We start from the raw sequence: 22213 nt of genomic DNA, 5'->3' as shown, positions 1-22213 counted from the left end.
CTGCAATTAAGATGGCAGATATTGAGTAATTGAATAAGGACAGACTATGAAAACAGGTAAGATTACGGTGGAAACGCTGGTATCGCTTCCAATAGAGAAGGTATGGCATCTATGGACGGCTCCGGAACATATCAAAAGGTGGAATTTTGCCACACCGGAATGGCATACTCCTGCTGCAGAAAATGACCTGCGGAAAGAAGGCTCCTTCAAATATAGGATGGAGGCAAAAGACGGCAGCGCCGGGTTTGATCTCTCCGGAAAGTATAAGGAGGTAGAGCCTCACCGACTTATTCGTTATATTCTTGGAGACGGCAGGGAAGTAGGCATTTACTTTAAGGCGGTAGACAATGCTACTTTTATTGAAGAAACATTTGATCCTGAAGAACAGAACAGCCGGGAAATGCAGCGGGATGGCTGGCAGGCTATACTTGAAAATTTCAGGAAGTATGCCGAACAACACGGCTAATAGAAAAGGCTGTGAAATCTTATTGTTGTGGCCAGTTAAGATGAAAGACAACATGCAGGTCAACAGCCTCATCAATGAGTTCCACAGTTTCGGGGCGGGCTTCAATCCTATCGCGAAGTTCGACCTTATACGAAAGCCTGTCCAGCAATAAGTTCTGGCTCATCCCGTCGTCATCGACATCGCCGAGACTAAAATCAAATCCATAAACAGGATTGATATAAAGATCCTCTTGTGTAAGATCCCAGCTAAGGCTGCTTTCGTTTTCATGAGTTTCTGAAATGAACCAGATAGCGGTACGCAGTTCATTTTTGACAAATCCTGTCTGGTGTACTTTTTCCAGAGCAAAAATTAGGTCAGCCAGTTGGTCTTTACCGGTTGCTTCGGAATCCCAGGCATTTCCCCGGTCATAAAATTTTATCAGTTCAATCCTGGTGATCTGGACGGTATTCCCGGGAATTACCTCAAAAGTGAGTTCCTTTTTAAGGACCTTGCCGTTAAGATCCTTAAATTCCAGGATCACAGGCTGAGTGCCGGGAAATGGAAATTGGAAGTAGAGCTGAATATCCTGTTCAAGTGTTCTTCCATCAAAGGCAGAATAAGCCCTGCTACTATTTTCTCTCACCCACTTAATCTCAGATAAAGGAGTATCGGTAGCAAAACTTACCACTGCCGTTTCATCTACATCAGGAGAAAGTGATGAAGGGGTAAGATCTACTTCAAATTTTACAGGAGTTTCTTTGTTTGGGGAATTGGATTCAGAACTGCAGGACGCTAACAGGATAGTCAGCAAAATGGCACTAAAAATTTTCTTCATTGTCTAATTCATGATGGAGCTAATATAGCTGTTTTAAGTTTCTGTTGTGCAAGTAAAAAGGAGGATAAAGTTTTTTTAAAACAATAGAGTTAAACATGGCAAAAAGAAAAAAGGCTGTTCCTAAGAACAGCCTTTAGCAGAACTTTACCGGGTGGCATTACAAATCTTATTATTCAAGTTCAATTGGCAAAAGTACCGTGTCGATTACATGTATTATCCCGTTGGAGGCCGAAATGTTTGCTGCTTCAATTTTGGCCTCATTGCCAATAGCCATTATATCTTGATCTTTGTTGATCCAGAAGGATTCTCCCAGCAAAGTTTCGATCTGCTTTAAGTTCTTTTTGGGAACAACGCTGTTAGCTGCTCTACGTCCTTCTACTACGTGGTAGAAAAGTACGTCAAGTACTAGAGTGGCAGAGAGATTAGAAATATCGTTGTCTGAAATATCTAAGGTATCATAGAGATGATAGAAAGCATCATTTGTAGGAGCAAAGACAGTATATTGATCGCTTCCATTTGAGAACATGTCAATCAATTGGGTATCCAATTCTTTATCTACGTATAAAAGGGCCTCTACAAGTTCACTAAACTCTGGTTCGGCTACAGCTAATTCACCAATTGACATATCACCCGGTGCGGGAGCTGCTTTATCAGATTTGGTTGCTGCCTGGATTTCTAGGCCGGCATTAAGTTCAGTTTCATTCATTTCTTCCTTTGAACAGGAGAAGAAAACCAAAGAGAGTGCTGCCATAAATAACATGTTTACTGACAATTTTTTCAATGAGGTAAGAAAAACATTTTTCATAATTAAAAGAGTTAAAGGTTATAATGGTCTAAAGATAAATAAGTTATCCTTATTGTTTAAGTAATTAACAAAAAATTAGAACAGAATGATCTTTTAAAGTGAATTTAAATTAACTCTGTTTCATAAACGTATGTAATTTCATAACAAAGGATAGGCAAAGGGAACAGGTTGAAACCTGTTCAAATAAAATACCTCCCCGACGGGAGATTCTAAACATCAAAAGAAGTATAGGAGAATAACAAGACTATGAAACCGAGGGTGAATTTTTCGAGGGGCTAAACCCAGTGAAGAAACCTTAAAGGATCCTACTGGCTCAATATGAGATAGTACAGAATAATTCCTGCCATACCCAATAGGCCAAAGAGGAGCTGTGCCTTCAATAACCGGGAGTCCCGGTTAATGTAGTTTCTATAATTATTCAAATACCTCTTGCCAACTCTTTTATATATTTCCATAGCCTTTTCATTTTTACTTTAAAGGGGGCAGCTTATTTAAAAGACGTTATGAAAAAAGGTTTGTTTCTGCTCAATAGGTGGTTTAACAACAATTTACAGTAAATGTAGTAGATCTCTTACTGAATAAACCAAAGTAGAAATGCAGCCAGACCGAGAAGCAGGATTGCCAGAAACACAAATTGTCCTCTTAAAAAAAGCCAGTCCCAGTTAATATGCGAAACATAAGCCTGATAAAAATCTCTTCTTTTAACTTGCTTTTCTGATGTTCTCATAACGTTCGGTATTGGTTCTACAGGAAGAAGGGCAATTTTAATTCCACAATTTCCGGACAACCTTTGCCGATACTATAAAATTGTTCTTAAAAATTAAGAAATATCAAAATTTCAAAGTTTTTGGCAGCCTGTAATTCCTACAGTTTGTGTGGGTTGTAAGGATTTTCAACTACTCGGCTGGAGCTCAAAATTCACTTTGCATTTAAGCTGTTTTCTTCTGCCGTTCATCGAACCAGAGGATTGGAATTGATGAAAATTTCTACAGAATATGTAGAATTTAAGAGAGCTATCTCCGCAAAAATCCAGGTAGGGACAAAAAAACCTCTCGCCGGGAGAGGTTTTTGTTTTTCTATTTTCTTTTGAGAATATCGGGAACTTTGTCCAGGTACATTCTCTGGTAATCTGGTTGGAACATATCGCCATCTCCAACGATCTTCAAGTTGCTCTCTTTAGCCTTCTGCTGTGCAGATGTTGTTGCACTTATGGTAATTCCCTGCATATGATTTAAAGCAGCCTTTAGGAAAGGCTCTTCGGGATCACCCAATGTCCCCAGATTATTGATGTTTTCTGAGATCTCCACATCTGGAAACAGTCCGTTCACGTAATCTGACTTTCCATCAACGTTAGCCGATTTCAATACGAGTGGCTGTAAGGCATAGGTGTGATTCTTGTTAACTCCCGACTTTGTAAAGTCTTCACTGTCATACAAAGTAACCGAAGCCTGGAATTTACCGGTGGTGGGCTCCCCAATCTGCACTACATCTATATAAGGTTCCAGTCCATTTATGATAAGTTCACTGGCCGAGGCTGTACTTTCTGTGGTCAGGACATACACCTTCGAAAGGTTTAGGCTGTTGATGGTTTGTCCGTTTCTTATCTTATTGTTGAAAAGTTGTGTAAGTCTTTCGGGTTCATTGGCTTCAAAATATGCCTGGTACTCGTCATTCCACTGCTCCCTCATAAAAACCTGTCCGTTGAACTGGCCGGTGATCATGCTGGCAAGGTCAATCGCGGTCTCCACATTTCCACCTCCATTATACCTAAGGTCCAATACCAGTTCGCTCACACCCTGGCTCTTTAATTCTGCAAAGGCAAGATTAAGTTCATCATCGAAATTAGCAATGAAACTGTTGTACATTAAGTAACCTACCTTTTTTCCGTTCAGGTCAAGAGTCTTTACCACATGAACAGGATTCTCGGTATAAGTTGACTGGCTAAGGCTTGCAGTTTCATCTGTAAGAACCAGAGTTCCATCCTCAACTTTTCCAATATTAATGGTAAAGGTATTATTGTTCAGAAGGGATTCGAGATTATTAAGAGTCATTTTTTGTCCGTTGATCTCCGTAAAAACGGTTCCACGGGTAAGGCCGGCTTCAGCAGCCGAAGTATTAGGGATCACATATTTTAGAAATCCGAAAAGATAGTCGGTACCACTAATGCGGCCGAGACCGAATTCCATTCCGGCGGTACTGCTGCTTATTCCGTTAAAACGATCTTCCAGAGCCTCATAGTCATCGGTCATAAAACTGAAGCGGTCGCTACTGGATTTAAGGCTTTCAAAAAGATTTTCAGGAGAAGTAAATCCCGCAAGAAAATCATATCTCTCATCGTCTGTATCAAAATAATCATTGGCAAGAACCGAAACATCTGCTTTATAGAGGTAGATCTCGTTCATACCTGAATAAATAAAGTCCTCTACCTCAAGTGCTGTGTTGTCAACAGGTGCTTCAGGATTTTTGGAGGTAAGGTTTTGCTCCAGGACCTCATCATCTTTTGAACAGGAAGTAAATATCAGGGCAAAAAAGGCAAATAGCAGGGGGAAATTCTTCATCTTCATATACGAGGGTTTTTTGTGGTTAAAGTAGAGCCGGGGGGAAGCTTTACGGATAGTTACTATTCAGCAATCATGCCAATTTAGTTAAAGCCCTTTATGCGAGGTGATTAACGTGCTTGTAGTCAGTGGGATATAGCTGGTTTTCCAATGGTGGTAATTTCTGTTCCCTGGCTGCAGTATTAAAAGACAAGGCCGAAAATCCTTTAAAAAATGACATTTTGGAAAGGCCTTTTAGTTGAAGTTTTAATGGAGGTTATTCTTCTTTTCCTCTTCTTCTTTGGTCTTCTTCACCTGTTTCTTGAGCTTCACCACGGTATAGATCATAACGGCAATGATGACTAAGCTCATTACGATGCCAAAACCTAATGCAGTATTTGAAACAAGGTGGATCATGAACTTCAAAATAGGAAAAATTTTTAAGGCCTGGAAGTTATGTAAAGGTAAAGAAGTCCTGCCGCTATAGCCAGAGCAAAACTTAACAGGGTGCCAATAAGAACATATTCGGTTAACTTTCGGTCTTTGGCCCTGGAAAGGTCACTGAATCGAAGAATGGACTTTGCCGCTATAAGCCAGCCAATTGCAGGCCATTGCTGGAGCACGATGAACCCAAAGACGAGAAATCTTTCCAGGATTCCGATGTATTTGCCTGCCTGGGGGAGGGAATCAGCTTCTTTGTCCTCAGGCATTTCCCACTTGCTCATAAGCAATCGCATGAGAACAGCTGCAAATGGACCAAGAAGAATTAGAGCAACGCCCAGAGCAAGAATTGCAGGGGTATAAAGAGTTTCTGTATCTACTTGAAAGGGATAATAGCTGTAGATGACTCCTACGATCACAAGAAGATGGAAAACCTGGTCGAATATGAAGAGCTTTGCCTTTTTAAAATGATCTTCAAGATATAATTTGGTAAGATCAATGAGCAAATGTGTGATCAGAATTACAAGGATCCCTATCCAGTATTGTAATTGGAACCCAAGAAGTACGAGCAAGGCCAGGAAATGTATCCCTATATGTGCATAAAGCAGTGGGGAGCGGTACTTTTTTTGCCTTTTTTGAGTGACCCAACTATCGGGCTGGAACAGGAAATCTCCCATTAGGTGAGCAAATATTAATTTTAAGGCAAAAGCTGTCATAAGTTGCCTATTTCTTTACGGTAGTAAGTGTCCAGCTGCATGATCTCATCATATCCGCCTCTTTTGAGAGCTTCGCTCAGGCTACTTTGAGATTTTCCGAGCATTCCCGCCATTTCGGTCTGGCTTTTGTCCGGATGCTGTAAAAATGAGCTAACGGTTGCGGCTACAGTTGGACTCCAGCTGTTCATGGTGAGCAAGGCCAGGCTAAAAAGCAAATTGAGAACTTCATCTTTTGATCTGTTTCCTGTAGATATTCCCATTAGTTGTTTCCTGAGATCTTCAAAACATAATCCTGACCTAATAAATGCTGAGCCATTGGATTCGCTGATGCTTTTTCCCTTGAAATCCTGTTCTCCAATTCCTATGGCAATACGCACATCCAGATCTTTATGCTGTTTTATAGCTGCTTTGATTTGGTAGGCTGCCTCCAAGGCCAGTTCTGGCTCAAGGCGCAGCTGAAAACTGTCACCCCTATAGATCTCCCAGTCCCGGGATTCCTTTCCATAGAGGTAGAGGCCATCCTTTAGCAGGGACAACCATTCATTAACAGGGGCTTGTCGGGAATTTACTATATCTCCGGTTATTACTGCGATCATGTGCCTAATATCGGTTAATTTCCCGATATTACCAAATATCGGATCATAACCCGATAATCATGAATATCGGTTCAGAGATTCTTAGCTGGAAAACTTCCTTAAAAAAACCTATTTTTGAAGGTAATCAAATAAAGCAGCACTTATGTCTAAAACAACAATCAAAGTCAACAGCAATGGTTCCCTTTTAGTTTCGGGAGAATTTGAGATCGTCGATAAGAATGGCAACAATTATGATCTGGGTGGCAGGGAAAAGGTGAGTCTGTGCCGCTGTGGGAAATCGGCTAACAAACCTTTTTGTGACGGCTCTCATCGCGGACATTTTGAACATGAGGCTGAAGCTTTTGACCTTCCAAAAAAGCCTTGATCCGCTTAGGCTTTTTTACGCATGAAAAATTCCCGCTTTTCCTGTCGGAAATCAAGGATGGGGCTAAATTGCTTCCCAAGTTATTCCAGATCATTTTTCAATCCAAAAGGAGGTGTTTTGACGGGGCTTCTGAAATAATAGAAAAGCGTTATCCCTGATAATTCTATTCTTATTAAACAAAGGGAATAAAGGATTATTTCCTTACTCCTGAAATCTATTTTCCAATATTTTCTTCTGTTTTAAAAGTTGCCTGGTCAAGGAATGTGGTAATCTGTGGTTATACAAGAGCTTGTAGTAAAGCCGCACATTCATGCGTTCGAGTACCGAGGCTTCAGAAACTGAAAAGCGTTTACGAAAAAGAGCTTCTGCTTTAACTACTTGAGCTAAAGATTTTGCCGCTAATCTTTGGGGCAGTACCAGGGTTCTTTCCATCGTATTTAGGATCTTGCCTAGTTCTTTTTCTATTTTTTCCCGCTGCTCAATCTCATCCTGCAACTGGAATTGAACCTCTTGATCATTACTGCTAAAAAAGCTCCTTCGGGCTTCCCATAGTAATAGATTATTCATAACCTGCAGCCTTTGAAGGCGGGCAAGAAGTACGATTTTTTTCATCAGTAAAAGTGTTAATTAAAGATTAATAACAGGAGAGATTTTCCCGTCTAAATAAATATTATTAACAAAAAATTAACACCTTCCTGTCGGCTTTTATTACCCGTCGTCATAAGTCGGAAAATGCATCATAAAAAGCCTCACCTTTACCTAAATTAAGTCCATATTAACCTTATGAAGAAGAATTCAAACATTACCCTTCGGGAAGCCATTGGATCCAGGATACGGGAGTTGCGTAAAAAACATCAATACTCCCAAACTTTTGTTGCCAATGACCTTGCTATTACTCAGGCGGCTTATTCCCGAATTGAGAATTCCAGTAACGGCATTGTGGTGGATCATATTATAAGACTTAGCGGGCTATATGAAGTTACTACAGACTATATTTTAAAAGGTAATAATCAATTGGTAGAAATGAGCACAGGGAATGGATTTATGCCTTTCATATCTTTAAAAGCTCAGGCAGGATTTTTAGAGACTAATGATACAGTCGTAAATTATGATCAGGCAGACTGGTTTAGGATACCGGGCTTCAATCCGACCCTTGATCAAAAATTGTTTGAAGTGGAAGGAAACAGCATGGTTCCCACCATACTTCCCCGAGATATTCTAATATGCCAGGTACAGCCTAATTTCAAGAAACTGCTTAACGGAAGTCTGGTTGTTATCATAACAAGTAAGGAGGTAGTAGTAAAGAGGTTGGAAAAATTAGAGGGAGAGCGCATCTTTTTGAGCAGTGATAATCCATCAGATGCAGAACCAACTGTTGAGATCCCGCTTCAGGAAATAAAACAGGTAATGATCGTTTGTGGTAAGATCACGAGTGCTCTTGTCCCTCACCATCAAATCGTGTCAGAAGGAAAGATGAAGTCTCTGGAAGAATCGGTAAACCTTCTCAAAAAAGAGTTATTTTCCATTAATAAAAAGCTGCACTCCCGCCAGAACTAAGTTGCTGTTCCAGTTTTTCCGGTACATGTCTTTTTCTCCCTCACCAGCTGATCGTTTCCGGGAATTCTCCTGTTTACCGTTTAGAAATACCCTATAATGTTGATCATAAAGTTAAGCTTGTGGTAAAGTTTGCATTAGTTCCTCCTTACTAATTGGGAATTGAGTGCATCATACAGATTCAGTCCATTTAGCTATTCCTCCAAAGCTTTTAACTGAGCAATTAGAATACTGAAGGACCTAATAATTCCCTCCTCCTTTCTCTTAAGTGCTATTGAGTCTGCATTTTTCGTTCTGAGTAGTTCCCGGTATTCATTGATTTCCTTCTTCAGCCTGTTTGCCTGGAGATAGTGTAAGGAGGTTGTATTCTTATGAATGAGGTCAGATAATTTGTCAATATTCTTACCTTCAGCTGCCAGCGCAAATTCTTTCTTATACAATTCAACGGTCCTAACAGAATTGCTGATAAGCTTGTGAAATACTTTCTTATTTTTTCCGGCCAGGGCAAGGTATCTGGAAATATCAAAAGAAGGCGTAGGGATCTCATCTTTTACCCGTTCTATTGCAATATTAAATTCAGTTTCACCTTCCTTCCGAAAAGCCTGCTTTTCGATTTCTCCCCGCCCTGCTTTTAAGTGGTCAACAGCTTTATCTAAGAGCCTGGAGATGGACTTCAAGCCCAGCATCTCAAACAGCATCTTCGATTTGTGCTGCAGGTCATCCAGTTTCTGAAAGGAGCCGGTATCCAAGGCGCCCAGGAAATTCTGTTTATGCTCCTGTAGTTGCTTTTGGATAAGCAGCATGAGATCCTCATCTCTACGCTCTTCTTCTAAAGCAGAATTTTCTATTGTAGCCGCAGGTTTATCCTGAACAGGCAAAACTTCCTTCGCTTTTACGGGTAAATGGGAAAGGATCTTTTTCTTCAGGTCAAAAGGTTCAAAGGGCTTTGTCAAAAGTCCGTTGAACTTGGTTTCCCGGTCATCCTGAAGCACTTCCTGGCTCTTATCGGCAGTAAGAGCGAGGATAGGAGTCTGGTTATAACCGGCCAGCGTCCTTATGCGGTGCGTTGCTTCATATCCATCCATTACCGGCATCCTGATGTCCATAAGAATAAGATCATATTTGGTCTTCTTTGCCATCTGTACAGCTTCTTTACCGTTTCGGGCTTCGTCTGGCTGGAGCTGCCACCATTTTTTTAAGAATTGGGTGATGATCCTTCGGTTGATCTCAACATCTTCCACCAAAAGGACCTTCAGGTTTTCCAGGGCACCTCTGTTGTCATATTGGGGTAGCTCCATGGAAATGTTCTTCTTTTCCGCTTTTTTGACACCCAACCTAAAGTAAAAGGTAGAGCCTTTCCCGGGGGTGCTTTCAACATGAATCCCGCTGCCCATAAGATCTAGCAGGAGCCTGGTAATACTAAGGCCTAGACCGGTGCCACCAAACTGTCGAACAGTGGAGCTCTCTGCCTGGGCAAACTTCTCAAAGATGTGTTCCAGTTTATCTTTTGGAATCCCTATCCCTGTATCGGTCACTTTAAAATCAAGCCATACATTGTCTCCTTCTATTTTATAAGGAGTTACGGAAATATTCACCTTTCCGTTAGAAGTGAATTTGACGGCATTACTTATGAGGTTATGAAGTACCTGGGAAAGTTTTAGTTGATCTGTAGCGATACAATCGGGAGTTTCTTTAGCTATTTTCAGCTCCAGGGCAGTATCCTTTGCTTTGGCCATTGGCTCATGAGCCTGCTTTATTCCTTTTAGCAGGGCTTTTAAGTCAAAGTCTGTTGTTGAAACCTCTGCTTTTCCTGCTTCCAGCTTGCTGTAATCCAGGATGTCGTTGATGAGGGCCAACAAATTTCTGGCAGAGAACTTCAAGGAATCAAGATTCTCCTTTTGATCTTCCCGCGGCTTTTCTTCCAGCAGGAGGTTCGTGAGACCAATCACCGCATTCAAGGGGGTACGTATCTCATGACTCATGGTAGAGAGAAAATCCTCCTTTGCTTTTGAAGCTTCTTCAGCTTCTTCCTTTGCCTGTTTTAGGGCTTCTTCGGCCAGTTTGCGGTCGTTGATGTCAATGTTCATTCCAAACCACCTGCTAATATTTCCTTCTGTATCAAAGATTGGAGTAGCTTTAACATTGGTCCAGTGTGGTTTCCCCGAAGAGCTGAGCATTCTGTACTCCATGTCGAAGATCGTCTGCGTTTTTACCGCTTTTTGCCACTGAGTTATAACACGCACCCTGTCATCTGGATAAATGGCGTTTAACCAGCCGTTTCCTGTCCATTCCTCATAGGTTTGGCCGGTAAAGCTTCTCCAGGAAGGGCTATCTACTGCGATAGAACCGTCAGGTTGGGTTTCCCATACTGCCAGGGCTGATGCTTCCACAAGATTTCTAAAGCGTTGTTCACTTTCCTTTAAGGCTTTCTCTGCTTTGGCCTTTTGCATTTCATCCCAGGTCTGTTGACAAACTTCTTCTACAAGTGCGATCTCCAGGCTATTCCATGATCTCGGGTATTTTTGATGTATAGAAATTACGGCGACTAATTTTCCGTTCTTGATAAGCGGCACAGCAATATAAGCCTGGATCTCCTTTTTAATGATGTCTTCTTCTACCTCCTCATTCTTCATAAGATTCAATGGCACCTCATTGAGGACAAGGGTTTCCCCTTTTTTGAGTTTTTCCCACATCTCCTTGTTGTAGTCAGATATCTTGTATATCCCCGTAACAGGAGCCACATCTTTCACATATCCCCTTCTATCTGCAAGTGTATCTTCATCATCAAGAACTTCAGAGAAGTATGCTCTGTTTACATCAAGGTGAGCTCCCAGAATTTGCATTGCGGCTTCCTGGATTCTTACAGGCTCTTCCAAAGGGCGAAGGGCTTCATTGAGCTTCAGTAAGAACTTTTGACGTTCTTCGGCCTCTTTACGTTCTGTGATGTCCTTGAATATGATCGCGACATGCTGCTCGTTTGGGGAGTCAATTCTAAAGGCATTTACATCAAACCAACGATTAAGGCCTTCGGCATAATCTTCAAATCTCACCGCTTTCCCGGTTAAGGCCACGTCCCCATATATCTTTTTCCAGTAATCTTCAATGTTAGGTACCAGCTCATTTATGCTTCTTCCCAATACATTCGTTAAGCCCGTTTGTTCTTCAAAGACCGGGTTGGTCTCGAGGTATTTGTAATCCACACATTTACCCTCCTCATCCCGAATGATCTCAATGATACAGAATCCCTCATCCATGGAGTTGATGATCTTCTTGTACTTATCTGTAGCTTTTTGAGTTAATTCTTCTTTTAGTTGTATCAACTCGTTTTCGGCCCGTTTTTGTTCTGTGATGTCCAGGAAGGTCATTATAAAGCCATCCCCGTTTTTTACAGCAGAGACGTCGAACCAATGGTCGAAGTTTTCTCCTTCATAGTAGCGCTGTACCCGCAGAGGAATCCCTGTTTCTACTACCTGCACATATGACTCAAAAAAGCTCTCCTTAACCCCCGGGAAAAGTTCCAGCAACCTACCGCCTACAAGTTGATCCTTAGTTAATCGATTTACCTTTTCTGCGGCTTTGTTTGCTCCTTTAAATTCAAAATCAATGATTCTCCCTTTCTCATCCCTTACCGAATCCAGGAGTGTAATGGAAGAAATGGACCCGTTCAACATTTGTTGAACAGTTTCTTCTGTTTGTTTGCGTTCAGTAATATCCTCTGCTGTAGCCACGAGATATTTATCACGCCGGGTAAGCCTAAAATGGAACCAGCTTTTAAATCCATCTCCTTCGTACCAAACTTCAAAATCTCCCGGCTCTCCGGTTTCGGCAGTTTTTCGGAATTCTTCAAGAACTACCGTATTCTTTACATGCGGAAAAACTTCTGAAAATCGCTCACCTATAATATTTTTGGGGAGATCGAATTTTAGATGATTAAAGGCATTGGCCATGATAAACCTGAAATCTTCCACACCACCTTTATCATTATACAGGATCTTATAAAGTATAATGGAGTTAGGGGAAGCATCAAAAACCGACTGTAACAGGGCTTTATTTTCTTTTAGTTTTTTAGCCTGATGTTTTATTTCTTCCAGGGAAGTCTTGAGCATTTCTGTTTCTGAGCTAAGACCTCTTTTTTCAGCTTGTTCTTTTTTGATCTCGGTCACGTCGAGGACCCTGTGGATGATATAATCCACTTCTCCCTCGGGGCTAAGAACCGGGGTGTTGGTAGGGCTCCAGTATTTTTCTATAAATTTTCCATCTTTGTCCCGTATGTCGTACTGTTGAATAGCCATACGATGGGCCCGTTTTGTCTCCAGAACCTTTTCCAGGGACGCGCCCAGGTTCTCTACACTTTTAGCATCGGGAGCAGCAGGATTATCGGGAAATACTTCAAAAAGATGTCTTCCAATGATCTGCTCACGTGTTGTCTCTGTGGCCTCCAAATAAGCATCACTGGCCATTTCTATTTTAAGTTCCTTCGAGAGTACGAGATAAGCATCGGGTGCATTCTGTAAAACTTCCAGTAAATTTTTACTGCGCTTTTCGCTCCTGCGCAACTCTTTTTCGGCCTCTTTTTTCTCAGTAATATCCTGTACCAGGCCAATGATCTTGGGAGACCCGCCATCTGCATCTTTGAGGAACCTACCGTGGACTTCAAGATTTCGCACTTTACCATCTTTGGAAAAGATACGGCGATGATATTTATAAGGAGTATTGGTCTCAACTGCCTTTTCAATGATGTCGTGTATCATGGGAACATCATCTGGATGCGAGCGTTCATCGATCCATTCAATGGAAGGAACAAAGGAACCCGGTTCTTCTCCAAACAACCGGTACAGACCTTCAGAGAAAAAAACGGTGTTGGTATCAATCTCTACCTCATAACTACCCATGCCGGCAAGAACTTCGGTAGAGCGCATAAGATTTTCTGCTTTATGTCTCTCCTCTTCAGCTTTCACACGTTCGGTGATATCCTGCAAAGTACCATATACCCTTAGGGGGTTGCCTTTATCATCCCTAATAATGGCGGCCTTGCGATGAACATGCCTTATGCTTTTGTCGGGACGAACAATCCGCGTGATGGTGTCAAAGGCCTTTCCGGTGGAATGGGTTTTATCCACAGCATCTTTGAGGACCTGTTGGTCTTCAGGATGAACAAAGGTGTAGAATTCATCAATTGGTAGACCCCGGGGACGGGGTTCGATCCCGAGGATCCTGTACATTTCATCGCTACAGTGCATGATCTCCCCGGGAAGCTCCCGTTCAAAGCTACCTATACGGCCAATCTTTTGGGCGTCATTTAACCTCCTGTGTTCCTCCCGGAGTTTTTCCTCACTTATTTTTTGTTCATGAATATTCTGGGCAGTTCCAATGGCATGTGTTACTTCCCCCTGCTCATTGGATTTGAATATTTTTTCGGTAAGTAGATACCATTCCCACTTATTGTCAACAGTACGTATTCTCACTTCTACCTCACATTCTTCCTCTTCGGAAAGAGATAGGCATTTTTCAAGGCTTCTCATGCGTGCCTCATAATCCTCGGGATGAATAAAATCCCTGAAGATCTCTGTTCCGCGGCTAACGAGGTAGTTGGAATCATAGCCCAGAAGTTCCTTTACCTTTTTGCTTATATATACCACCTTCTTCTTCTGAAGGTCTACAACAAATAATATATTGGAGCTCAGATCGGCTACTTTTTCGAAAAAATCGAAATCCTTTGGAAAATTATTTTCTTCAGAATGATCCTGAGGCTTATCGGGGTCTGTCATTTGATATCAAAAAATTATCTAACTCGGGGGCTAATCGAAAAGGCATCTTTGGTCGCAAGAGGGGCGAGCACTTAAAATGCGTTTAAAAGATCCCGGAGGGAAATATAAGTAAAACTAATGGAAATTGATGTGGTTCTTTATAGCACCTTCAGCACTTAGCATTACCTTAACATTTAAGCTATACCTGCGGTTTTGAGCAATAAAACGCGAGGGCAAAGAACTATGGAGGTTAAAATGTCTTTTTCACTATATAAGGAATTGATCTTCTATTAATTATATTTGAGTAAATCAATCTAATTTAACGATTATGAAAAAAATAGTCCAAACGCTTTTGCTCCTGGTCTTCATTACCCCGGGTTTTGCCCAGGAGAAAGGATCGGGACCTGCAGCAAATCAATTTGAGGTTCCCGTGGAATATTACACGCTCGATAACGGCCTGAAGGTGATCCTCTCGCAGGATAAAACTGCACCTACCGCTATTGTTGCGGTGTACTACAACATCGGGTTCAGGATTGAACCAAAAGATCGTACAGGTTTTGCCCATCTTTTTGAGCATATGATGTTCCAGGGATCAGAGAATCTCGGAAAAATGGAGTTCATTAAACTCGTACAGGAGAATGGCGGAATCCTTAACGGTTCTACCCGATTTGACTTTACCAATTATTTTGAAATCGTTCCTGCCAATAAGCTGGAAACCATGCTTTGGGCAGAGGCAGACAGGATGAGAGGTTTGAATATCACCCAGGAGAACCTAACAAACCAACAGGGGGTGGTGAAAAATGAGGTCAAGGTGAATGTTTTGAATCAGCCGTACGGAGGATTTCCGTGGCTGGATATGCCTCAATATGCCAACACCAACTGGTACAACGCCCACAACTTTTACGGAGACCTGGAAGATCTCGATGCCGCCACTCTTGAGGATGTGGAGAGTTTCTTTAACACCTATTACTCGCCAAACAATGCTGCTCTTGCTATAGTTGGTGACTTTGACATAGCACAGGCAAAGGAATGGATACAGAAATATTTCGGGGATATCCCTTCGGCTCAACTTCCGAAGAAACCCGACATTTCAGAGCCACGGCAGGAAAAGGAGAAGGTATTCGAGAAAAATGATTCTTTAGCCAACAAACCGGCAATAGCAATTGCATACCATATGCCCGAGCGTAACACTCCCGAATATTATGCCATGGGGCTTCTCAACCAGATTCTTATCCAGGGAGATAATTCCCTGCTACAAAAGAAACTGGTAGATGAACTCGGTTACACTTCTAATGTAAGCGGCGGGATAAATTACCTGGGCAATATGTTCAACTATAACGGTCCCATGCAGATCATGTTCAACTTCACCTATGATGATGAGACCTCTAAAGAGGAGGTAGTAGCTGCGGTAGATGAAGTGATCGACCAGTTGAGAGGCGGGGTGACAAAGGAAATGCTTCAAAATGCGATGGTGAAAATGAGATCGCAACTATACGATGACCTGGGGGGAATGTTTGGAATGGGAAGGGCCGATCTTTTGGCCACCTTTGCCCTTTTTGATGACGACCCCGGCAGGATCAATGAATTGGAAGAGGAATTTAGCCAGGTGACACCCGAGCTTATGAACAGAACAGTTTCTGAGTACTTCAGGGATACCAACAGAACTATTCTTACAGTAAATCCACTTTTGGCAAATAATAAAACTTCAAACTAATGAGAACCACAATATTCATATTTGCATTAGCTCTCTTTCTGGTTTTTCCGGGGAGGGCACAGGAGAAGCAAACTCCGCCACAGGGAGGGGAACCAAGAGATTTTAAACTTCCCGAAAAGGAAGTGGTGACCTATGACAATGGATTGAAGCTGGTACTTGTTCCTTATGGAAGCATACCCAAGGCTGCAATCAATATTACCCTTAAAGCCGGAAATATCAATGAAGCCGAAGATGAGGTTTGGCTGGCCGATCTTTTAGCCGATCTTATGGAAGAAGGTACTACAGAAGGTTATTCTGTAAAAGACCGGCTGGCAGGAATGGGAGGGAACCTAAATATAGGAGTGGGTACTCATACGACCTCCTTAAGCACTAATGTATTATCTGAATTTGCTCCCGAAGCAGTTGAGATCCTGGGAGATGTGCTTGTTGATCCTGCGCTGCCGGAAGGGGAACTGGAACGACTTAAAAAGGACATGAACCGCAATTTGACAGTGTCCTTATCGAGACCCGGAAGTCAGGCCCGAAAAGCCTTTTTTGAAGAAGTATATCCCGATCATCCTTACGGCAGGGTCTATCCTACAGCAGAGCAGGTAAACTCTTATGATATAGAAGATGTGAGATCCTTTTATGAGGATAATTTTGGAGCAAGAAGAGCAACTGTGTACGTGGTGGGTAATTTTGATGCAGAAAAAGTAAAAGCAGCAGTCGGCCAAAAGCTGAGCAGCTGGAGACCGGGTCCCGATGTGGATTTTCCCGTAGCTCAACCCAAATCCAACGGCACTGTCGCCATAATCGACCGTCCCGGAGCACCACAGTCTACCATTTACTACGGGATACCTGTGGTAGGTCCTAATAGTGAAGATTACATCCCGCTTGATGTGATGAATTCCCTTTTGGGAGGTTCTTTTGGTTCCCGCATTACAAGTAATATTAGAGAAGACAAAGGATACACCTATTCCCCATCCAGCGCCTTGGTTTCAAATTACAAAACCGGCCTTTGGTTTGAAAATGCCGATGTTACGACAGAATTTACCGGAGCTTCTATAGAAGAGATCAACAAGGAGATTCGTCGCCTACAGAATGAGGCTCCCGGGGAAGAGGAACTTCAGAGGATCAAGAATTACGAATCGGGGATCTACGTGCTGCAGAATTCCACTCCATTCGGAATAATAAGTCAGCTCAATTTCCTGGATGTTCATGATCTTCCGGAGTCTTTCCTTGTGAATCAGGTGAAGAATATCAATTCCGTTACTCCGCAACAGGTGCAGGCTATGGCTAAAAAGTATATTCAGCCCGAGAAAATGACCCTTATCGTGGTAGGGGATAAGGAGAAAATAAAAGATCAGGTAAGCGAAACCATGAAAACACCTGCCGTAATCAAGAAGTAAACTGTCTTCTTCAGAAGAAAACCAGGAGGCTGACTAAAAACGCAGATAACCCCTCATTCTGAAAAATATTTCAGAACAAAAGGGACGAAAAACTGCATTTTTGGTCAGCCTCTTTTTTATCCTTTTTCAACCTTCATATAGATGATATTTGTCATTCTTTAACTCTCTGTTGATCCTTAACTTTAAGAGCCGTTTAGAATATTTAAAAGCTGTGAAATGCTTTTGAATTCAACGATTGGCGACAGACTTCTCTTTTTAAATTAAATGATCGAAGCTGAAATTGGGATTTAAAATTTCCGTTTCCCGGAGAGAGAGAATAAAAAGAGCCGTGGACTGACTTTTACGGGAGAGATCCCATCACGATACAAAAGATCTTTATTTAAAGTCTACAGTTATGAAAGTCAAAAAGAACCCAAAGGCCGAACTAAGCAGGTTCAGTATGATCTTCTTTCAAATAGGCATGATAATCATGCTGGGCCTCACATATGTTGCCCTGGAGTGGAATTTTGAAGCCGGGGAAGATCTGGATCTCCTAACGGTAAAGGTCACAGATATTGAACAGGAAGACGTTCCTGTAACCCAGCTCAATACACCCCCGCCACCTCCGCCACCACCTCCACCACCTATGCCCGAGGTGATCGAGATCATTGAAGATCAAGAAGAGATGGAAGAAACCACCATTCAGTCTACAGAAACCAGCCAGGATGAGAGAATGGAAGAGATCGTGCAGGTGGAAGATATCGCCATTGAGGAAGAAGAGGAGGAAATCGTGAATGTGCCATTTATGGTGGTAGAACAGATCCCGATCTTCCCCGGTTGCGAAGATATCAGGAGCAAAGATGAGCAAAAAGAGTGCATGTCCAGGAAGATAGATGAACATGTGAGGAAAGAATTCAATACCAGGATAAGTGAAGAGTTGGGCCTCACCGGCATGAACCGGATCTTTGTGGTCTTTAAGATCAATGAGAAGGGGAATGTGGTCGATATAAGGAGCAGGGGACCCAATAAGCGCCTGGAAGACGAGGCGGCAAGAGTGGTGAGAATGCTTCCCAAAATGATCCCGGGGAGACAAAGAGACAGGCCCGTTGCAGTAGAATATTCCCTTCCAATAATGTACGAAATACGGGAAAGGATCTAACCAAGTTTAACTGCGAAAGACCCTGATTTTTTCAGGGTCTTTCATTTATTATTAAAAAGGATGCTGAAACAGGTTCAACATAGCGTTGAGGGCGGAAGAGTCCGTCACCCTGAATTTATTTCAGGGTCTAATTTTAAAAGGATGCTGAATCATGTTCAGCATGACCTTTTGGGGCGGAAAGATCCGTCACCCCGGATTCTTTTCAGGGTCTAATCTTAGAAGGATGCTGAAACAGGTTCAGCACGGTTGAGATACCTGCGTCACCCTGTATCTATCTCAGGGTCTCTTTTTTTACCATAAATTTCTACAAAGGCACGCGAATCAATGGATTTATTCCATTCTTGTGGATTTTCTCCTACTTTTTCAGAAATAATCTCTATTTTTACATTTTTTGACAGCCTTCATGAAAGACCAGTTATTTGCCGTCATAGATGTAGAGACTACCGGGGGAGGAATTAATGGAAACCGGCTCACCGAGATCTGTATTGTCCTGCTGCGGGGCAGTGAGGTCATCGATAAGTTCACCAGCCTCATCAATCCCGAAAAGGAGATTCCGCGGCAGATCACTGCCCTCACCGGAATCGACAATGAGATGGTTGCCGATGCTCCAAAATTTCATGAGGTGGCAAAAAAGATCGAGGAGCTTACCCGGGACGCCATCTTCGTAGCGCATAATGTCAACTTCGACTATAATGTTCTGCGGAATGAATTTAGGGATCTTGGCTTTGAGTACAGCCGCAGGAAGCTCTGTACTGTTCGTCTCTCCCGAAAACTAATTCCCGGATTATTTTCTTACAGCCTGGGCAGGTTGTGTGATTCCATAAATATTCCGCTTATCAACCGGCACAGGGCAGAAGGGGATACCGATGCTACAGTAATCCTTTTTCAACGCCTGCTGTCGCTGGATGATGATTACAGGGTGATCAATTCTTTCCTGCACGCGCGCTCCAGGCAGGCTACCCTGCCACCACATATTGATGCCGAACAGATCAACAATCTTCCCGAAAGTGCAGGTATCTACCTGTTCAAGGACAGGAAGCACAAGGTGATCTACGCAGGCAAAGCAATTGATATAAAAAAGCGGGTGGTTTCTCATTTTTATGACCGCATGAGCAAGGAATATGAGTTGGGACAGGAGACCTTTTATATAGATCACGAGACCACAGGTAGCGAGCTGGTAGCCCTGCTTTTGGAAGCTGAATGTATAAGAAAGTATTATCCGCGATTTAACAGGGCGCAGAAAAGACCTGGTCCCGTTTACCAGATCGTGAGTTATACCAATCAGCGGGGAGTGCTGCAGCTGGCGCTGGAGAAAACCCACAAACAGCGGGAGTCTATAGGGACCTTTTACAGCCGCGGCCTGGCGCAGGAAAAACTGGAATTTCTTTGCAGGGAGTTCCATCTCTGTCCTAAATACTGCAGTTTACAGGCCAACGTGGAGGTATGCTCCCATTATGAGATCGAGAGCTGTGAAGGCGTTTGCTCCGGAAAAGAACCTGTAGAGATCTACAATAGAAAGGTAGAAAAAGCCATTGCTTCCCTCACCGGGGAATCCGCCACCTTTGTGATAAGGGAGAAGGGAAGGCACTTCAACGAAGAGGCTTTTGTACTGGTAAGAGAAGGTCAGTATCAGGGATTCGGGTTTATCGAAACAGAAGTTCAGGTGAGCAGACTAGAAGATTACGAACCATTCCTAAAGAGACAGATAGCCACCTACCATACCCATAAGATCCTGAGCAATTACCTGCGGAAACAAGGGGCGCCAAAAGTGACATTTTTTGATGGCGAACCCGAAACCGTAGAGGCAAGGCCGGTGGACAGGGCCAGGAAAAATGCTGCTGTCATGGCGAGTCATGGAACGCTGTCGCTCTTTTAAGGTAAATACAATAAGTTGTTTGAGAGCTATTATAGGAATCCAATAAATAAGAATAAGGAAGGTATTAGCCGCGAAGCCGGCAATCTTCCGAATCATAACCACTCACCCTCAAAAAACCTTAAACCTTAAACCTTAATCCTTAGTCCTTATTTTTGTTCTTTCCGTCTTTGCGAAGGAGCTGTTAAGCGACTGCGGCAATCTCATTCTTTAGAGCAAGGAATTGTTCTTTTTTGCACAAAAGAACCAAAATAAATCCAGGCTTACGAAAATGTTGCTTAAACTGCCAGCCTAAAATTTTACAGCTCGCTTACTTCAGTTTTTAATATTTTGTTTGTAACCAACTATAGGAATTCAAAGAATAAAGTAAGTAAGGTATTAGCCGCGAAGCCGGCAATCTTCCGAATCTTAACTACCCACCTCAAAAAAAGATCCGCTCCAAATGAAAGCAGATCTTTTTAATCTCATTGAACCTTAGTCCTTAAATCTTGAACTTTAAATCTTAAATCTTGAACCTTGAACCTTGAATTTTGAATTTTAAATCTTGAATCTTGAATTTTAAACCTTAAACCTTAAACCTTAAACCTTAAACCTTAATCCTTAATCCTTATTTCTTAACCGGTAGCTCTCTCGTTAACCAGCCTCTCCTGTTTGCGGTAGCCATGGCATAAGGCGTGATCCAAAACAACCCGAAAGTATAAAACAGGCTATATGAGTAGGCCCAGAAAGCTTCAGAAATATTGTACTTCCTGGCATAAAAGAATGCCGGCAGACTTGAGAAAATCAGGATACTCAACAGAGTGGAACTCAAAAACAGCACCGGGTGCATCACTAAGAGGACGATCATAATGAGAAACAGGGGATATGCGGTAAGCATGTGCATCCACTGATTTAATAACAGTAACCTGGTTCCCGATCTTGATCCATTTCTGAAAGGCTTAAAAGCAAACTTTGTCATCATAAGATTCTCCCGCACGTTACTTCTTTCCCAACGGGTGAACATTTTATGCAGACTGCTGAATTTTTCAGGAATATTTGTAAGTACATACGCGTTGCGCTGAAACAGTACGTGGTAGCCTTGCTTCAGGATCATGTTTGTCATGGCACGATCTTCCCCAATGTCTGTAGGCTGGCCCATAAAAGTCTGGTTGATCCACTCGGGCAGGCAGTTCATCACTGCTTTGCTGCGATATGCTGCCAGGGCACCCGGAGTACAGAGTACAGAACCCAGTACACTTTGAGCAGAACGAATGAATTCAAAACTAAAGACAAAGCTCACATTCAGCATACGCGGGATAATTGCTCTTTCATTGTTGAGAACGCGCACGTTACCGGCAACTGCTCCGCAATTTTCATTGGTCACAAAAGGCGAGACCAGGTTGCGCAAAGTATCTTTTTCCACAATGGAATCGCTGTCGACCGTAACAAAAACCTCTCCCGTCGCCAGGTTAAATCCGCGGTAAAGCGCATGTCTTTTTCCCTGGTTATGAGGCTGCTGATAGATCGATACCCGATCTCCCAGTTGCTCCTTGGCTTTTTTCATCCATTCCCAGGTATCATCTTTACTACCATCGTCAATGGCTATCAACTGCAGTTTTTCTTCAGGATAGAGGCTGTTCGTAAGGCTCACAAGGGTTGAGTAAACCTGCTTCCCTTCATTGTAGGCAGGAACGATTACGGTACAGGTGGGCAGTTCCTCATCTGTAACCGATGTCACCGGCTTATAGCGGAAGAACAGCTGTGTGATATAAGCCAAGAATCCTAGTCTGAACATTAGCAGGAAACTTGTGAGAACCAGGAGGATGGTTCCACCAACAGTGTTGGTGCGGCTTAAATTCATTTCCTCAAACTGAGGCTGCAGCAGGTAAACTGAAATTGCACCGCCAATTAACAGCAGGAAAGTTGAAACTAAAGTAAAGATGTGCCTTTTTGTAAAGATCGCCTTGCGGTAATTTGCTGAAGCAGCAGCTTCAGGAGATGCGTTATCGAAATTTTTATTCTTATTAATACTAACTTTTTCAGCCGAAGCTAAAGTGGGTAATTCTAAATCTTTTGTCATC

Annotated in this window: 18 protein-coding genes; 7 read left to right on the top strand and 11 right to left on the bottom strand. The window is 42.5% G+C overall.

Going from position 1 to position 22213, the window contains the following annotated elements; translation table 11 throughout:
* Positions 1-46: 46 nt before the first annotated feature.
* Positions 47-466, top strand: a complete 420-nt coding sequence (locus VR862_RS10975) for an SRPBCC family protein (protein WP_324721016.1) — start codon at positions 47-49, stop codon at positions 464-466.
* A 19-nt stretch (positions 467-485) separates the two neighbouring features.
* Here VR862_RS10975 and VR862_RS10970 read toward each other — a convergent pair whose 3' ends face one another.
* From VR862_RS10970 to VR862_RS10935, 8 genes are all read right to left on the bottom strand, one after another.
* Positions 486-1280, bottom strand: coding sequence for a membrane lipoprotein lipid attachment site-containing protein (locus VR862_RS10970; RefSeq protein WP_324721015.1), 795 nt, complete (start codon positions 1278-1280; stop codon positions 486-488).
* Positions 1281-1449: 169 nt separating this feature from the next.
* The gene (locus VR862_RS10965; RefSeq protein WP_324721014.1) at positions 1450-2031 is read right to left on the bottom strand and encodes a fasciclin domain-containing protein; all 582 of its coding nucleotides are present in this window, start codon (positions 2029-2031) and stop codon (positions 1450-1452) included.
* Between the two features lie 359 nt (positions 2032-2390).
* The gene (locus VR862_RS10960; RefSeq protein ID WP_324721013.1) at positions 2391-2540 is read right to left on the bottom strand and encodes a hypothetical protein; all 150 of its coding nucleotides are present in this window, start codon (positions 2538-2540) and stop codon (positions 2391-2393) included.
* A gap of 621 nt (positions 2541-3161) precedes the next feature.
* Positions 3162-4649: a GFO_1087 family putative carboxy terminal peptidase gene (locus VR862_RS10955; RefSeq protein WP_324721012.1), complete on the bottom strand. Its 1488-nt coding sequence runs from the start codon at positions 4647-4649 to the stop codon at positions 3162-3164.
* 91 nt (positions 4650-4740) lie between these two features.
* Positions 4741-4863, bottom strand: a complete 123-nt coding sequence (locus VR862_RS10950) for a hypothetical protein (RefSeq protein WP_324721011.1) — start codon at positions 4861-4863, stop codon at positions 4741-4743.
* 26 nt (positions 4864-4889) lie between these two features.
* On the bottom strand, positions 4890-5039 hold the full coding sequence (locus VR862_RS10945; RefSeq protein ID WP_324721010.1) for a hypothetical protein: 150 nt from the start codon (positions 5037-5039) through the stop codon (positions 4890-4892).
* Positions 5040-5062: 23 nt separating this feature from the next.
* The gene (locus VR862_RS10940; protein ID WP_324721009.1) at positions 5063-5779 is read right to left on the bottom strand and encodes a DUF3307 domain-containing protein; all 717 of its coding nucleotides are present in this window, start codon (positions 5777-5779) and stop codon (positions 5063-5065) included.
* Positions 5776-6375 (bottom strand): transcriptional regulator, encoded by a 600-nt coding sequence (locus VR862_RS10935; protein WP_324721008.1) that lies wholly within the window; start codon positions 6373-6375, stop codon positions 5776-5778. The genes VR862_RS10940 and VR862_RS10935 overlap by 4 nt, the downstream gene beginning before the upstream one ends.
* A gap of 142 nt (positions 6376-6517) precedes the next feature.
* Here VR862_RS10935 and VR862_RS10930 point away from each other — a divergent pair, with 142 nt between their 5' ends.
* Positions 6518-6739 (top strand): CDGSH iron-sulfur domain-containing protein, encoded by a 222-nt coding sequence (locus tag VR862_RS10930; protein ID WP_324721007.1) that lies wholly within the window; start codon positions 6518-6520, stop codon positions 6737-6739.
* Positions 6740-6940: 201 nt separating this feature from the next.
* Here the strand turns inward: VR862_RS10930 and VR862_RS10925 are convergent, their stop codons facing one another.
* Positions 6941-7351 (bottom strand): hypothetical protein, encoded by a 411-nt coding sequence (locus VR862_RS10925; protein WP_324721006.1) that lies wholly within the window; start codon positions 7349-7351, stop codon positions 6941-6943.
* Positions 7352-7522: 171 nt separating this feature from the next.
* On the opposite strand from VR862_RS10925, the gene VR862_RS10920 reads away from it, so the two are divergent.
* The gene (locus VR862_RS10920) at positions 7523-8296 is read left to right on the top strand and encodes an XRE family transcriptional regulator (protein WP_324721005.1); all 774 of its coding nucleotides are present in this window, start codon (positions 7523-7525) and stop codon (positions 8294-8296) included.
* Positions 8297-8487: 191 nt separating this feature from the next.
* On the opposite strand, the gene VR862_RS10915 is transcribed toward VR862_RS10920, so the two are convergent.
* Positions 8488-14061: a PAS domain S-box protein gene (locus VR862_RS10915; RefSeq protein WP_324721004.1), complete on the bottom strand. Its 5574-nt coding sequence runs from the start codon at positions 14059-14061 to the stop codon at positions 8488-8490.
* 307 nt (positions 14062-14368) lie between these two features.
* On the opposite strand from VR862_RS10915, the gene VR862_RS10910 reads away from it, so the two are divergent.
* The 4 genes from VR862_RS10910 (at position 14369) to VR862_RS10895 (ending at position 20156) form a co-directional block, all read left to right on the top strand.
* Positions 14369-15754 (top strand): M16 family metallopeptidase, encoded by a 1386-nt coding sequence (locus tag VR862_RS10910; protein ID WP_324721003.1) that lies wholly within the window; start codon positions 14369-14371, stop codon positions 15752-15754.
* Positions 15754-17142, top strand: a complete 1389-nt coding sequence (locus VR862_RS10905; RefSeq protein ID WP_324721002.1) for a M16 family metallopeptidase — start codon at positions 15754-15756, stop codon at positions 17140-17142. Before VR862_RS10910 ends, VR862_RS10905 begins: the two co-directional genes overlap by 1 nt.
* A 394-nt stretch (positions 17143-17536) precedes the next feature.
* Positions 17537-18280 carry an energy transducer TonB gene (locus VR862_RS10900; protein ID WP_324721001.1) on the top strand — a complete coding sequence of 248 codons (744 nt, stop codon included), beginning with the start codon at positions 17537-17539 and terminating at the stop codon, positions 18278-18280.
* A 403-nt stretch (positions 18281-18683) separates the two neighbouring features.
* Positions 18684-20156, top strand: a complete 1473-nt coding sequence (locus VR862_RS10895) for an exonuclease domain-containing protein (protein ID WP_324721000.1) — start codon at positions 18684-18686, stop codon at positions 20154-20156.
* A 604-nt stretch (positions 20157-20760) separates the two neighbouring features.
* On the opposite strand, the gene VR862_RS10890 is transcribed toward VR862_RS10895, so the two are convergent.
* The gene (locus VR862_RS10890; RefSeq protein ID WP_416384498.1) at positions 20761-22212 is read right to left on the bottom strand and encodes a glycosyltransferase family 2 protein; all 1452 of its coding nucleotides are present in this window, start codon (positions 22210-22212) and stop codon (positions 20761-20763) included.
* Position 22213 lies beyond the last annotated feature (1 nt).

Origin of the sequence: Salinimicrobium aquimaris, assembly GCF_035607535.1 — a bacterium.
GTDB lineage: Bacteria > Bacteroidota > Bacteroidia > Flavobacteriales > Flavobacteriaceae > Salinimicrobium.
Note: the sequence above shows the minus strand (reverse complement) of the source record. Positions and strands in the feature narration are given on the sequence as shown.